This is a genomic window from Myxacorys almedinensis A (assembly GCF_010091945.1).
GTDB classification, from domain to species: domain Bacteria; phylum Cyanobacteriota; class Cyanobacteriia; order Leptolyngbyales; family Leptolyngbyaceae; genus Myxacorys; species Myxacorys almedinensis.
Genome location: NZ_WVIE01000013.1, coordinates 24,610 through 38,300, shown reverse-complemented (window position 1 = coordinate 38,300; position 13,691 = coordinate 24,610). Strand labels below are relative to the sequence as shown.

Here is a 13,691-nt window from a genome sequence, read left to right as displayed (position 1 = left end):
ATTCCAGCGTTGCTAACGACCCATTGTTAGCAATTTCAAACCTTCATAATCCTCCAAAAGCATCTCAATCACTTCACGTAAGTTCTCTTGTAACTCATCTAACGTTTCACCCTGAGAATGCGCTCCTGGAAATCCCGGAACGTAGCCAACGTAAAGCTTGGTATCGCAGTCCCGCTCAACGATCGCAGTAAAGGTTTTCATTGTGTTGTTGAATCACGCGGCAGTTCAAGTCTAACTTGAATAGCGATCGTGGGAAGTGCATTGCATTATCCATCCCGCAATAAGCGATCTTAGTCTGCATGTGTTCCTATCCAAAACCACGCGATATTGCACTCCTTAAAGAGATTCAACCCCGATTAATGCAACTTCAGAAGGATCGATGGCAAGATCGACGCGATCGCCATACTTTAACTCTTTAATCAACGGCGCAATTACTTCAATCAAAGAGTCATTCTGAAAATGTCCAATCTTGGTTTCTGGGTGAGGATAGTAGATGAGACTCTCATAAGTAGAGCCATGAAAGATCACGTGACAGGGCGAAAAGGAAAAATCTTCGGCGGGATATCCGTCAATCCAATGGACATTTCGGAAGGTGTAGCGCGGTGAGTGCAAGGCAAATCTTTGAGGAGCGATCGAAAGATTGAGCGTCCCTGGAAAAAACGGCGTCAGATCCAGCCCTAGAGCTTGGAAAGCAGGAGTTTGCATCTCGATCGTTCCCTTGGGATAAGGGCTGCGATTGGCTCTGCCAAGCTCCAAAGGATCGCTCGTCCCGGAAGCAACGCGGTATCCAGGAATAACGACACTCGTGATGACAACGCGATTCATTGCGCCCCTATCCAGCGACATTGCACCTTACATTTCACAAACTTGTACATTCGCAATGCGCGACTCGGCTAACTTATCCATCCAGCCTTCTAAATATTTGCGGTTGGCTTTTTGCTCTTGCGGATCTTCTGTATTGATCGGATGAGGCGCTAACCCTAAAATTGCGGCTGTCGTCACACAAAACATCGATTTCTGAAAACTCACGCAAATCATCACCCGCAAATCTTCCTCACCTCGCAACGAGCGGCGGTAGAACTGATGCAAATACTCCGGTACATTGTGGCGCAAATCTTGCATCAACAGCGTCGGCGGAATGCCAGCCCCACCAGTCGGCAACGGATCAGCATACAGCACTCCATAGGCAAAGCGTTCGGGTTCTGAGGGGATGGCTCTTGCCTGAGCGTTGTAGGAAACGGTTCCCATAAACGGAAAGGATTTGAAAAAGACGGCTTCCACATAGGGAACTGCCGTATCCATCAGAAACGTTAGCCCCGCTGATTTTGGCAGGATGTCATAGGTTTTACCGTCGATGGTTACAGCATAAGTAATGGGGAGGTTGGCATTCTTCACCAATCCCTCTTTCACCAGGGCAACGACCTCTGAAATTGATGAAATTTCTCCTGCATCATAGCGATCGCTAAGCTCCATAAACATATCGCTCATGACGCGCCAAAACTGACCTAGCCCACTGTAATACGCCAACAGCCGAACTTGCTCGATCAAAAACTCTGGAAACGCCCTAGACAGCCCTTGCATGAACAGATTCCCCTTCAGCTTTGCATTGATCGCTTTTTGTGCCAATGCAATAAATTCAGGGGTATCCAAGTAAGCGTCTAAACCACCGCCGCCGTGCCAAAACATCGCCTTCATGCAATATTCTGCAAACTCGTAGTTAAAGCGATCGTGCCACCAATGCTTCAACAATTTTTTTGCCGAAACATCTCCGTTAAAGTATTTGAAAAACGGAAACAACACTAAAAACTGATGTTCAGCAATGTAATTTAGATTGTTAGAGTAAGCATCTAAAACAATGGCATAACTCTTGAGAACGCCAACCACCTCAAGAACGTTTTCCTCTGAGTCGGGCAATAGCGCACCGCCCGATTCTAACGTCTCAATGATTTCAGCCAGTGGGTGCTGCGATCGCGCACGGGTGCTAACCATAGCTTTTCCTAAATAAACGGACAAATTAATTTAAGCGAACAGACAAAGGGGTTTCAGACACCGCCGGGGGCAGGTCGGCTGTTTTGGAGTTGGGGAGACGGGCAGCGATCGTGGTGAAATCGTTGACGGCGGCAGTCGTGGTCGTCTCTACCCAGCGCACCATCCAGTTAGGTTGCAGCCCTAAAACCACAATCATCACTGCCAAGGCAAACCCAGGCAGCCGCTCTGACCAAGTCACCCGTGGCAAATTGGCAAGCGCATCTGGCAATCGACCGAAAAACACTTTGTTGACTAGCAGTAGAAAATAAACGGCGGTCAGTCCTGTTCCAATCATCGAGAGCAATGTCTGCACAGGAAACACTTCAAAACTGCCTCGGAAGATGAGAAATTCTGAGATAAAGCCCATCATGCCAGGAATTCCGGCACTTGCCATCACCCCCATCACCATCAGGCTGCCAATGATGGGCAATCCTCGTTCTGGAGTCAGCAACCCCTGCAAAATATTGATATCGCGGGTTCCCGTCGTTTTATAGACAACGCCGACCAATACAAACAGCAAGCCCGAAATCAAAGCATGGCTAACCATCTGAAACACCGTTCCGAGCAAGCTGATCGGTGTCGCGGCGGCAACCGCCAACAAAATGAACCCCATGTGCGCGATCGAACTGTAAGCCACCATTTTCTTCATGTCTGTTTGCGCGATCGCGGTGAATGCCCCAAACAGCACGCTCACCACTGCCCAACCAGCTAGCCAGGGTGCTAACACTGACCACGCTTGGGGGAAAAGTTCCAATCCAAACCGAATCAGCCCATAGGTTCCTAGCTTGAGGAGAACACCCGCCAACAGAACCGAAATCGGCGTCGAGGCTTCGACGTGGGCATCGGGCAACCATGTGTGCAATGGAAATAGCGGAATCTTAATGCCAAAGCCAATCAAGATTCCTCCCAGCAAAATAATTTGAGCGGTCAGTGGCAATCCTTGAGATAGCAGCGGATTATATTCAAACGTATTCGATCCACTCAGCCAAATCAGCCCCAAGAAGGACATCAAAATCAGAATGCCAGAAATCGCCGTATAGATTAAAAATTTTGTGGCGGCATAGCCTCGTTTTGCGCCCCCCCAAATTCCAATCAACAAATATAGCGGAATGAGTTCTAATTCGTAAAACAAGAAAAACAGTAGCAAATTATGCGCTAGAAAGGCTCCTGCTACGGCTGAATTGATCACTAAAATTAGCAAATAATACAATCGAGGGCGTTGGATGGAAGCATCGCTACACCACAACGCCACAATTGTGAGCAAATTATTTAAAATCACTAGCGGCAACGATAATCCGTCGATGCCAAGTCGGTACGTCAATCCTAAAGAGTCCAGCCAAGGAATATCTTCTTGAAACTGAAGCCCAATATCAATGACATCAAATTGATTGGCAATATACAACGACCAAGCAAATGCAACACTAATTGAGGCAATTGCTAGCGATCGCAAGCGGCTCGATGATACCGAAGCAGGTAACAATCCGATCAACACCGCACCGAAGATCGGCATCCAAATCAGGGCACTGAGCATAAACAACCTAGAGTAAATAGAGAGTTGAATTAGGGATTACCAAAATGACCAGGTTAAAATCGCTCCCAATATGCTGATTCCAACCAAAATAGTCAGCATATAGGCTTGAGATTGACCAGAAACGCTATATTTCAAGCTTTCACCACTAAAGATCGACGCCAAGCCAACTAAATTGACAAATCCGTCAATCACATAGCGATCAAACCACGAACTAAAGCGAGAAATTGAACTCACAACTAGAACAACGCTGACCCGATACAACCGATCAATATAAAAGTCGTACGACAGCATATCTTGCAAGAATCTGAGCGGGGCTTGAATCGGGCGCGACCATGTGTGATTGAGGGTTAGAAGAGACCCGATCAAACAGCCTGCCAACCCAGAACTCACGAGCACGACCACTCCTGGCAAGTTGACTAAGCCAAACGCTGGCAGCAACGTTAATTGGTTTAAAATCGCTGGAATTAACAACGTTAAGATGATTAGCGTCACCATGGGTACTGCCATCGTCCACGGCACTTCTGGAGCACGCCGAGTTTTAGGCTGAGGTTCCCCTAAAAACACGAGTCGAAACACCCGTGTAAGGCTCAGTGCCGTTAATCCATTGACCAATAAAATAACAGTGACCAACCAAGGTGCAACCAGCCAAAAATCTTCAACGCCGCGCTGGAGCGCCCAAAAACCGCCCAACGGGAACAAGCCAATTAGCCCAGCCGATCCTACGACAAAAGCCCCGGTCGTAGCAGGCATCTTCTGCCACAACCCGCCCATTTCGGTTAAGTCTTGGCAGGTTGTTGTGGAGATGATTGAACCGATGCTCATAAACAAGAGGGCTTTCGCGATCGCGTGTGCAAACAGCAAAATAAACGCAAAATCAGTCCAGCCAACGCCAACTGCAATAAACACCAATCCGAGATAAGCACTGGTGGAATGAGACAATGCCCGCTTAATGTCAATTTGCGCCAGCGAAACAAGGGACGCCCCGATCGCCGTCATCGTGCCGAGCGCAATCAGCGTCGCTGAGGCAACGGGTGACAACACAATAATTGGTTGAAGCTTGATCAGCACAAAAGCACCGCATCCAACCACTACCGAGTTTCGCAAAATTGAAGCAGGATTAGGTCCCTCCATCGCTTCATCAAGCCACAGATGCAGCGGAAACTGAGCGCACTTTCCGATTGGTCCGGCAATCAGCGATAACCCGATCAACGCAGCCACAAGCGGGGTAGGATGAGCTTTTTCTGCCCACTCATATAAATCAGAGAAATTGAGGCTGCCAGAATACGTAGCCAAGGCAACAACGCCCATGAGCAGCAAAATATCGCCTACGCGCTTTGTTAAAAATGCGTCTCGCGCCGCCGTTACAACGAGGGGCTGTGCGTACCAAAAGCCAACGAGCAAGTAAGTGGAAAGGGTCAATAGCTCTAGTAGACAATAGGTGAGCAGCAGCGAGTCGCTTAACGCAATTCCGCTCATTGCCGCTTCAAAAAACCCCATCAGCGCAAAAAACCGAGCCAGCGCCCAGTCTTTATCCAGGTATCCTAAGGCATAGATCTGGGCAAGGGCACTCAAGCCCGTGATCACTTCCATCGCGCCGACGCTGATTGCCGAAAGCTCCAGCGCAAAAGATAAATCTAACCCAGATGCCTGCAACCAATGAATGTGAAGGTACTGCGGTGGCTGTCCCCAAACCGCGTTGAAAAGCAGCAATCCGTGAACTAATGCGATCGCCGTAGTCAAAAAATTTAAATAAGCTGCCGGTCGAGGTCCTGTTGTGCGAATTAGCCCAACTGCCCAGGGCAGCGTCAAAATCGCGCCTAGAAGCCCATAACAGGGAACCCACCAACTCGTATCAATGAGGAACTGATGCAATGAAGCCTCCCCTTGCCTTAAAAATATTGCTAAAAACACCCCCCAAGTCCAGATGAGAAGACTTCAGGGAGGTTGCTTAACGGTGCTGTGCCTATCGAGAAGTGATCAACAAATCTTGTTTGAATTTCTTAAGATTTAGCTTACCGCCTAACTTGGGCAAATGTAAAATCTAGGGATAGATAGCTTCTATGGTTACGGTAGCGAGAAGTAAATGCTTATATATAAATGTAACTTATGATTAAGAAAAGTGTTTATTTTTAGGATAAAAAATCGGGCGTGGATCAATCAGCTTAGAGCGCTATGCTACCTGAGGCTATTCTAGGATTTCATCCAATTTAAGGGCGGTTGAACGGCACGCAAGCGTCAAAAATGCCGCGATCGCGCTTTTATTAGCCCTCCTTATAAATAGGATTTATAAACATCATTGAACTTTATATTGTCAAGTGTGAACGTCGGTCTTATTCTTAATAGAGAAGGTAGGAATAGATTAACGAACCTTTACATCATGGGCGATCCCGTCAAAATCAAAACGTGGATTGGTATGATTAGTTTCACTTATCAGGAGATTGTCGATGCCCATTGCTGTGGGAATGGTTGAGACGCGGGGTTTCCCGTGTGTCGTAGAAGCCGCAGACGCGATGGTGAAAGCCGCTCGCGTCACGCTGGTCGGGTACGAGAAGATTGGGAGCGGTCGCGTGACGGTGATCATCCGGGGTGACGTGTCTGAAGTGCAGGCATCTTTGTCGGCTGCTATGGAAGCTGTAAAGCGAGTCAATGGCGGCGAAACAGTGTCAACTCACATCATCGCGCGCCCCCACGAAAACCTAGAATACGTATTGCCGATCCGTTATACCGAAGCGGTCGAGCAATTCCGTAGTTAACATGCCCGTCGCAGTGAGCGACAGCAGTTCGTTTCATTTCAAGATCATTTTTGTATAGATTGGAAGGGAGAATTTCACAATGGCAATTGCAGTTGGCATGATTGAGACGCTAGGATTTCCCGCCGTGGTAGAAGCCGCGGATGCGATGGTGAAAGCCGCTCGCGTTACCCTAGTCGGATATGAGAAAATTGGAAGCGGTCGCGTGACGGTAATCGTTCGCGGTGACGTGTCTGAAGTGCAGGCATCGGTTGCGGCTGGCATTGAAAACGTGAAGCGTGTCAACGGTGGGCAAGTTTTGTCTACCCATATCATTGCTCGCCCTCACGAGAACCTAGAGTACGTTCTGCCGATCCGCTATACCGAAGCAGTCGAGCCATTCCGCGAGAGCGTCAGCGGAATTCGTCCGCTCAACCGCCCATAACATCTGATGCAAATTGCGAAAGTTCGCGGAACTGTTGTAAGTACGCAGAAAGAGCCGAGTTTAAGAGGGGTCAAGTTTTTGCTGGTGCAACTCTTAGACGATGCGGGAGAGCCGCTTCCGGTTTACGAAGTAGCGGCTGACAACGTTGGCGCAGGCATTGATGAATGGGTTCTAGTCAGCCGGGGCAGTGCTGCCCGTCGGGTTCCTGGGAGTGAAAGTCGCCCTGTGGATGCAGCGGTGATTGGCATCATCGATACAGTGAGCGTAGATAATCGCTCGCTGTATAACAAAGGCACACAGTACTAGAGATCGTTTGTCAGTGAGAGCGATTTGGAGAGGCGCATGGTCATGCAACCGGAATAAGAGGTTGTGCGGATGTCTTGATTGGCTTTAGCCATAGGTAAGATGTTCGCACCGCCAGCTTTTCTAAAAGGGGCTGCCTTTACGGTTTCGCCCTGCGCTAATTGTTTTGGTCGAGAGGTCTTCTTCGCGGGAGATTCGGTGCATTAGACTTCAATTAGGAGACTTGTTATGGTAGTCCGGAATGCGGCTCCGCCTACGCCTTGGTCGCGCAGCTTAGCCGAGCCGAAAATCGATGCAACAGCTTACGTTCATTCGTTCTCTAACATTATTGGCGATGTGCGGATCGGGGCAAATGTGTTGATCGCGCCAGGCACCTCAATCCGAGCGGATGAAGGTCATCCGTTCCACATTGGTCAAAATACCAATGTGCAAGACGGTGTGGTGATTCATGGCTTAGAGCAGGGCAGGGTGATTGGAGATGACGCCCATTCCTATTCGGTTTGGGTTGGTAGGGATACGTCGATCGCTCACATGGCATTGATTCATGGACCTGCCTATGTGGGCAACCAGTGTTTTATCGGGTTCCGTTCAACCATCTTTAATGCACGGGTGGGCGACGGGTGCGTGGTCATGATGCACGTCCTGATTCAGAATGTGAATGTGCCAGCTGGAAAGCTGGTGCCCTCGGGGGCGATTATCACTACTCAAGAGCAAGCCGATCGATTGCCAAGCGTAGCTGCTCTCGATCTTGAGTTTGCTACCCATGTGATCGGCATCAATCAAGCGCTGCGAGCGGGCTATCACTGTGCTGATGATATCAGTTGCATTAACCCGATCAAAGAGATGAATTTAACTCATACACAGCAACCCACTGCTCACAGTGGAGCTACCAATGGATCAACTATGAATGGCGAAATTATCAACCACGTTCGGCAACTGCTAGCGCAGGGTTATCGGATCGGGACAGAACATGCAGATCAGCGACAGTTTCGGACTAGTTCTTGGAAAAGTTGCGCTCCGATTCAGACGAGTCAAGAGTCAGCCGTTTTGGCAGAACTGCAATCGTGTCTGGCAGAACACCAGAGCGAGTACGTCCGTTTGATTGGCATTGATCCAAAGGCAAAGCGTCGGGTGCTTGAAGCGATTATTCACCGCCCAGGACAAGCCCCTACCCCAATGTCATCTAACGGCGGGTCGTCTGGTTCCCGCTCTTATAACCCGGCGGTCAATCAACCTCCGGTGTATACCCCCGATCGCAGCCAGAGTGGCGTTGGGCTTGCTCCTGCGATCGCGGCTCAAGTGCGGCAAGTGTTATCCAAGGGTGGGCGCATTGGCATGGAACATGCGGATGAGCGACGGTTCCAAACCTCTTCCTGGAAAAGCTGCACCCCGATTAGCGCCACAAACGAATCGGCAGTGATGGCTGGGCTGCAAGCCTGCATGGCAGAGCATCAGGGCGAATATGTTCGTCTAATTGGGATTGATCCCAAAGCAAAGCGCCGGATTCTCGAAGCCATTATTCAGCGTCCGGGCAATAAGCAAGTTATTCAGCACACGAAAGAAATTGCAAGGAGCCTTCAGGATCAGGGGGCTTATGGTAGCGCGGCTCAGGGCAGAGGTGCGATCGGCGGCGGCATTGCTGAGCAGATCAACCACCTGGTGGCTCAAGGGGCAACGATCGGCGTGGAATATGCGGATGAGCGGCACTTTAGAGCCAGTTCTTGGCAGACGGCTCCGGTGATTCAGGCGGGTTCTGCTTCGCAGGTGGTGCAGGCACTCAATTCGTTCCTCGCTCAACACCAGAAGGATTATGTTCGGCTAGTGGGGATTGATCCAAAGGCGAAAAAGCGGGTGGCTGAAACCATTATTCAGCGACCCGGCAAGCCTGCTGCTGTGGCGGCAAATGGGGCATCCTCGCCCTATGGTGCGCCCGGTTACAGCGCACCTTCCCATCAAAATGGCTCCTCAAATGGCAGCGGTCGCCTGAATGCAGAGGTGGTCAATCAAATCCGCCAGTTTATCAATCAGGGCTACGCAATTGGCTTAGAGTATGCCGATCAGCGTCGCTACCGAACGAGTTCTTGGCAAACTGCCGCTAGCGTACAGGGAAAGCGAGATTCAGACGCGATCGCGCTGATCGAGTCTGCTTTGGCGCAGCATCCCAAAGAATACGTCCGCATTATTGGGATTGACCCCAACGCCAAACGGCGGGTTGCAGAAGTGCTGATTCAGCACCCCAAAAAGTGATTGCTAGGGTTTGGCTCTTGAACCAACGTTAAGAACCAAGCTCTACGATCTAACGTTTAAAGTCGTGGAATTCATGATGCACTCTCCGCCTCTACAACTGCTTCCGGTGAGTACGGATCACTACTGGGTGAGCGGTGATGTGGCGATCGCGCCAGGGGCCGCGATCGCACCGGGTGTTTTGCTGCAAGCCGATCCCGACAGCCAGATTGTGATTGGCGTTGGGGTGTGCATTGGCATGGGGTCAATTCTGCATGCCAGTGGTGGAAGGTTGACCATTGGCGATGGTGCCATGATTGGGGCAGGAGTTTTAATTGTGGGAGCAATCGGCATTGGCGATCGCGTTTGCATTGGGTCTGCCACCACCATTTCCAATCGCTCAGTTGGCTCAGGCACCCTCATTCCTCCGGGTTCGTTGCTATGCGCCGAGTCTGCCCCTTCACCCCAGCCAGAGTCTGCTGCCGACCCTTGGGAAGAGCAGGCTTCTGAGCCATCGTTGGCTCATAACGGGCAGCCGTCCGACATGTTTTCCCAAAATGGGACGCCGCCGCCTACTTCAGACCTTAGTTCTCCAGAACCCGTCCTAAAAGAGCCACCTCAGGCGGACGCATCTGAACTGCCCGACAACCATAATTTGGGAAATAGGGATGCTGCGATCGTGCAAAAATCTAACTTGCAGCCCGGCGTATATGGTCAAGTTTACGTCAATCAACTGCTTGGCAAGCTGATCCCCAATCGCAATTCCAATCCGTAGGGTTGAAGGTTGGCTTACCGTCTTTGAGGTCAGGTCATTGAATCTGTAGTCAGAATTAGACTCGAAAGCCAGCGTCCTAAGCTCTAAAAAACCTGAGTCACGCTTTCGCGAAGATCCAACGTTAAGATGAAGTAACCCTCAATTTCCTCGCTGATGAACCGCTCAGACCGCTTTAACGATACTGCTCTCGGTCTCATCTCCACCCAGAGTTTCCCTGCGATCGTCGGGACGGCTGACATGATGCTAAAGTCGGCTGGGGTGACGCTCGTGGGCTACGAAATGATTGGCGGCGGCTTTTGTACGGCGGTTGTCCGGGGCGGCATTTCAGATGTGCGGTTGGCGATCGACGTGGGCAAAGACACCGCCGAACAATTTGGGCAAGACGTGTCAACGATCGTGATTGCTCGCCCCATGGCAAATTTAGAAGCCGTATTACCCATTGGCAGCAAGCTCGCGCAACTCGCCCTGGGGCAAGAAGGCAATCGGTTCCGAAATCTAGCGGTCGGCTTGCTAGAAACACGAGGATTTCCGGCGATGGTCGGCGCGGCAGATGCCATGCTCAAGTCTGCTGATGTGACGTTCACGGCCTATCACTCCATTGGGGCAGGGCTGTGTACCGCCATTATTCGAGGGACGGTTGCCAACGTGGCGATGGCAGTCGATGCTGGCATGCAAGAAGCCGATCGCATCGGCGAGCTACATTCTGTGATGGTGATTCCACGGGCCTTAGAAGACTTAGACCAAACCCTGCCGCTTGCCAAATGCTGGCTCGAAGAACTCCAACCGCTCCAGATCCCGATCGAAATTCGCCAAGTCGAGCGAGAATTGGTTGCCCTGCCCGAACTCCAAAAAGAGCCGCTGCCCTTAGCGGCTCCGATGTCTCAGCCCAAGTCTCTCTCCGAAGCGCGATCGCTCGAATTTGTAGAACCTGTAGAGGCGGTTGAGCCAGTCGCAGAACCAATTCCTGTTGAGGCTGACTCCGCAGAACGCGCTGAATCGGTCTCTGACCTAACCCTCGACGCGCAACCCCTTCCCGACTCTGACGAGTAGCCTAATTTTTCCCGTGAGAATTTCCTTCTAAACGGGCACTCTACGCCTGTAGTTTCCGTGTCGCTAGATGTCGGATGCATCTGCCCTGATCGCTGATCGCCTCGAACGCGATACCCACGTTGTTCGGATCAAAAAATTAATGCTCTACGCCTGTAACGATGGGTGGGAGAGCGATTCTGCGCGCTTAAGTGCCGCTGACTTAACCGAATTGATAGACGAACTGCATCAGCGCTATCCAACGGTAGAGCACCTGCGATCGCGCCTCAATCACCTCGTCGGCACGCTCAACAAGTCAATTGAGTATCAGAGTGTTGCCCACCTGATCACGGTTGCCCTCTCGGCGCTCTATAGTGCGGGTATTTCCAACCCAGAATCGACTCAAATTCGGTCGCTGCCCCAACTGCGCCCCACAACCCCCCAGGCAAACGTTGCTGAGATTCTAGAACAAGATGCAAATCTGAGTCGCATCAAGAAGCTTCTCATTTGTGTTTGTCGAAAATATTGGGAAGCAAATCCCTATGTCATTGAGCAAACGCCCTTAGCCGACTTGCTGCATGAATTAACCAAACGCTACTCAAAGCTTGGCTCGCTGCGAGATGGACTCGCTGCCGCCGTTAAAACCCTCAATAAGCCGATTGAGTATGCGCTAGTTGCAGAAGCCATTTTGCAGGTGATCGAGCCACTTTATGAAACTGAGGCGGCGTCAGGGCAGCAAGCCCAATCCACCGTGATGGATGGATTCCTTCAAACTACCGCTCAAGCGCCTACTCCCTTCAAGCCCATGCCGGTGAATTTATTCGATGTCAGGTTAGAGATTTTCAAACATACCAACCCGCTCCGCGCCAAAATTCTGCTATTTTCGCTAGCGTATTACCCCTTTGAGTTTCGATCGCATGATTGGGCAAACCTCAAGCTCTATAGCCTAGAAGGGCTGTTGCGGACTGTGCTCAGCCAAGCGATCGCAACCGGGTACCCCTCCCCCGCAATGGCTCTAGAAGAACTTCGGCACAAGCTTCAGACCATGGCTCAGCAGTTTAGTGACCCTGCCGAGCTTGGCGGCATCGATCGCAACGACTACCTCACCGTCGGGCAGGCGCTCATGAAAGCCTTAACGCCGAACTACGCTGCACTCCAGCACCAGATTCAGCAAGCGTCGCAGTCGGGAAGTGCGGCTGACATCACCTGTGCAAGCTCAACCGAGATGGTGATCAAGCCGCCCCTCGTTTCTTCAGAACTACTTCAAAGCAGCGATCGCCAGGACATTTCCGGGAAAGCAGCCGTATGAATGCGACAGAACTGCTACACCGCTACGAAACTGGAGAAACCGATTTCTCTGGGCAAAACTTTAGCCACGCCAACCTTATGGGGGCAGATCTGATTGGCGCAAACTTCAGCCATGCTGATTTACACGACGCCACGTTAGTTTTGGCGTACCTCAACCGAGCTAACCTGATCGGCGCAAATTTGCTGGGCACAAAATTGTGTGGGGCAAATTTTAGCCAAGCCGACTTGCTAAACGCCAATTTGCGAGATGCCGATCTCCAAGGAGCCATTCTCTACAAAGCCGATTTGCGCGGGGCAGATTTGGGTCTGGCGATATTGCTGGATGCAAACCTGATGGAAGCAGACCTGCGGAACGTCAATCTGAGCGGAGCCGATTTGCGCGGCGCGTGTCTCAAAGGGGCAAACTTCCGGGAAGAAAAGCGCTGCTACGATGGCTCAAACTTGCGGGGAACCGACTTACGCGGGGCAGACTTGCGCGGGGCAAACTTAGCCGGGGCAGATTTAAGCCGCGCGAATCTAGCAGGGGCAAATCTGAGTGAGGCAAACCTACGAGAGGTCGATCTGAGCCAAGCTAATCTGAGCGAAGCCCTGCTAAACGGTACCTTTTTAACCGATGCTAACCTGAGCGGGGCAAATTTGAGCCACGCCAGTTTACGCGACGGAAAACTCAATCGATCGCGGCTAAACGAAGCCAATTTTAATGCTGCCGATTTGACAGAGGCAACGCTAAACCACGCCAATCTGCACAAAACGAGTTTGCAAAATGCCAACCTCTACCGAGCCAAACTCAATCAGGCAGACCTCAGCCGTGCGAATTTAAGAAACGCCACCCTAGTCGAAGCGCTCTTGGTTGAAGCGTACTTGGGTCGGGCTGACCTCCAACGTGCAGACCTAACCAACGCAAATCTCGCCAAAGCAGAACTGAGTAGCGCTTTATTGACCGGGGCTATTTTAAGGGGGGCAACGTTGCCCGATGGAACTGTGGAGCCATAATGTTTTGAGGCTGTTCATTCAAAGGGCGAAGGTCTCGGCACCGACAGAGCAAACGATTTGAGCATACACAGTGGCTCCTGTTTTCTTGGGGGTAACGACAGAGCAAACGATTTGAGCATACACAGTGGTTCCTGTTTTCCTGGGGGTGAGGGGCAACGGCTGGCGCTGCCGAATGGACGTTAATATACCAGCCGAAATGTCAGGAAATAGTAGGATTTGCCCATCGAGAATGGCAGGTTTCCCGGTTGCGATCGCACATTTTCCGCGTTTTGTGCGGCTTACGGTTGACAATTTTTTAACCCAGAAATTCGCGGGTGTGGTAACTATATA

The 13,691-nt window shown here is 50.9% G+C and carries 14 protein-coding genes; 8 read left to right on the top strand and 6 right to left on the bottom strand.

The window, feature by feature from the left end; all coding sequences use genetic code 11:
- Positions 1-12: 12 nt before the first annotated feature.
- The 5 genes from GS601_RS12475 to GS601_RS12455 form a co-directional block, all read right to left on the bottom strand.
- Complete coding sequence (locus GS601_RS12475; RefSeq protein ID WP_162423615.1) at positions 13-201, bottom strand: type II toxin-antitoxin system HicB family antitoxin; 189 nt, start codon at positions 199-201, stop codon at positions 13-15.
- Between the two features lie 135 nt (positions 202-336).
- A complete protein-coding gene (locus GS601_RS12470; RefSeq protein WP_238393242.1) occupies positions 337-825 on the bottom strand; it encodes a hypothetical protein in 489 nt (162 codons plus the stop codon).
- A 27-nt stretch (positions 826-852) separates the two neighbouring features.
- Positions 853-1,989, bottom strand: a complete 1,137-nt coding sequence (locus tag GS601_RS12465) for a CO2 hydration protein (RefSeq protein WP_162423614.1) — start codon at positions 1,987-1,989, stop codon at positions 853-855.
- A 25-nt stretch (positions 1,990-2,014) separates the two neighbouring features.
- Positions 2,015-3,559, bottom strand: a complete 1,545-nt coding sequence (locus tag GS601_RS12460) for an NADH-quinone oxidoreductase subunit M (protein WP_162423613.1) — start codon at positions 3,557-3,559, stop codon at positions 2,015-2,017.
- 36 nt (positions 3,560-3,595) lie between these two features.
- The gene (locus GS601_RS12455; protein ID WP_162423612.1) at positions 3,596-5,431 is read right to left on the bottom strand and encodes an NAD(P)H-quinone oxidoreductase subunit F; all 1,836 of its coding nucleotides are present in this window, start codon (positions 5,429-5,431) and stop codon (positions 3,596-3,598) included.
- Positions 5,432-6,003: 572 nt separating this feature from the next.
- Between GS601_RS12455 and GS601_RS12450 the strand changes: the two genes are divergently transcribed.
- The 8 genes from GS601_RS12450 to GS601_RS12415 all read left to right on the top strand — a co-directional run bounded on the left by GS601_RS12450 (position 6,004) and on the right by GS601_RS12415 (position 13,361).
- A complete protein-coding gene (locus tag GS601_RS12450) occupies positions 6,004-6,312 on the top strand; it encodes a carbon dioxide-concentrating mechanism protein CcmK (RefSeq protein ID WP_162423611.1) in 309 nt (102 codons plus the stop codon).
- Between the two features lie 79 nt (positions 6,313-6,391).
- A complete protein-coding gene (locus GS601_RS12445; RefSeq protein WP_017290237.1) occupies positions 6,392-6,733 on the top strand; it encodes a carbon dioxide-concentrating mechanism protein CcmK in 342 nt (113 codons plus the stop codon).
- Positions 6,734-6,739: 6 nt separating this feature from the next.
- Positions 6,740-7,039 (top strand): beta-carboxysome shell vertex protein CcmL, encoded by a 300-nt coding sequence (locus GS601_RS12440; RefSeq protein ID WP_162423610.1) that lies wholly within the window; start codon positions 6,740-6,742, stop codon positions 7,037-7,039.
- A 225-nt stretch (positions 7,040-7,264) separates the two neighbouring features.
- The gene (locus GS601_RS12435; RefSeq protein ID WP_162423609.1) at positions 7,265-9,283 is read left to right on the top strand and encodes a beta-carboxysome scaffolding protein CcmM; all 2,019 of its coding nucleotides are present in this window, start codon (positions 7,265-7,267) and stop codon (positions 9,281-9,283) included.
- A 73-nt stretch (positions 9,284-9,356) separates the two neighbouring features.
- A complete protein-coding gene (locus GS601_RS12430; RefSeq protein ID WP_162423608.1) occupies positions 9,357-10,034 on the top strand; it encodes a beta-carboxysome scaffolding protein CcmN in 678 nt (225 codons plus the stop codon).
- Positions 10,035-10,187: 153 nt separating this feature from the next.
- Complete coding sequence (locus tag GS601_RS12425) at positions 10,188-11,084, top strand: beta-carboxysome assembly protein CcmO (RefSeq protein WP_162423607.1); 897 nt, start codon at positions 10,188-10,190, stop codon at positions 11,082-11,084.
- A 67-nt stretch (positions 11,085-11,151) separates the two neighbouring features.
- The gene (locus tag GS601_RS12420) at positions 11,152-12,369 is read left to right on the top strand and encodes a hypothetical protein (protein ID WP_162423606.1); all 1,218 of its coding nucleotides are present in this window, start codon (positions 11,152-11,154) and stop codon (positions 12,367-12,369) included.
- On the top strand, positions 12,366-13,361 hold the full coding sequence (locus GS601_RS12415; protein ID WP_162423605.1) for a pentapeptide repeat-containing protein: 996 nt from the start codon (positions 12,366-12,368) through the stop codon (positions 13,359-13,361). Before GS601_RS12420 ends, GS601_RS12415 begins: the two co-directional genes overlap by 4 nt.
- A gap of 18 nt (positions 13,362-13,379) precedes the next feature.
- Here GS601_RS12415 and GS601_RS12410 read toward each other — a convergent pair whose 3' ends face one another.
- A complete protein-coding gene (locus GS601_RS12410; protein WP_162423604.1) occupies positions 13,380-13,652 on the bottom strand; it encodes a hypothetical protein in 273 nt (90 codons plus the stop codon).
- Between the last annotated feature and the right edge of the window lie 39 nt (positions 13,653-13,691).

Coding starts and splice junctions, on each gene's coding strand:
- GS601_RS12465 (WP_162423614.1), bottom strand. CDS start 1,989: ATGGTTAGCACCCGTGCGCGATCGCAGCACCCACTGGCTGAAATCATT.
- GS601_RS12440 (WP_162423610.1), top strand. CDS start 6,740: ATGCAAATTGCGAAAGTTCGCGGAACTGTTGTAAGTACGCAGAAAGAG.
- GS601_RS12420 (WP_162423606.1), top strand. CDS start 11,152: ATGTCGGATGCATCTGCCCTGATCGCTGATCGCCTCGAACGCGATACC.
- GS601_RS12435 (WP_162423609.1), top strand. CDS start 7,265: ATGGTAGTCCGGAATGCGGCTCCGCCTACGCCTTGGTCGCGCAGCTTA.
- GS601_RS12430 (WP_162423608.1), top strand. CDS start 9,357: ATGATGCACTCTCCGCCTCTACAACTGCTTCCGGTGAGTACGGATCAC.
- GS601_RS12470 (WP_238393242.1), bottom strand. CDS start 825: ATGAATCGCGTTGTCATCACGAGTGTCGTTATTCCTGGATACCGCGTT.
- GS601_RS12415 (WP_162423605.1), top strand. CDS start 12,366: ATGAATGCGACAGAACTGCTACACCGCTACGAAACTGGAGAAACCGAT.
- GS601_RS12475 (WP_162423615.1), bottom strand. CDS start 201: ATGAAAACCTTTACTGCGATCGTTGAGCGGGACTGCGATACCAAGCTT.
- GS601_RS12460 (WP_162423613.1), bottom strand. CDS start 3,559: ATGCTCAGTGCCCTGATTTGGATGCCGATCTTCGGTGCGGTGTTGATC.
- GS601_RS12450 (WP_162423611.1), top strand. CDS start 6,004: ATGCCCATTGCTGTGGGAATGGTTGAGACGCGGGGTTTCCCGTGTGTC.
- GS601_RS12445 (WP_017290237.1), top strand. CDS start 6,392: ATGGCAATTGCAGTTGGCATGATTGAGACGCTAGGATTTCCCGCCGTG.
- GS601_RS12425 (WP_162423607.1), top strand. CDS start 10,188: ATGAACCGCTCAGACCGCTTTAACGATACTGCTCTCGGTCTCATCTCC.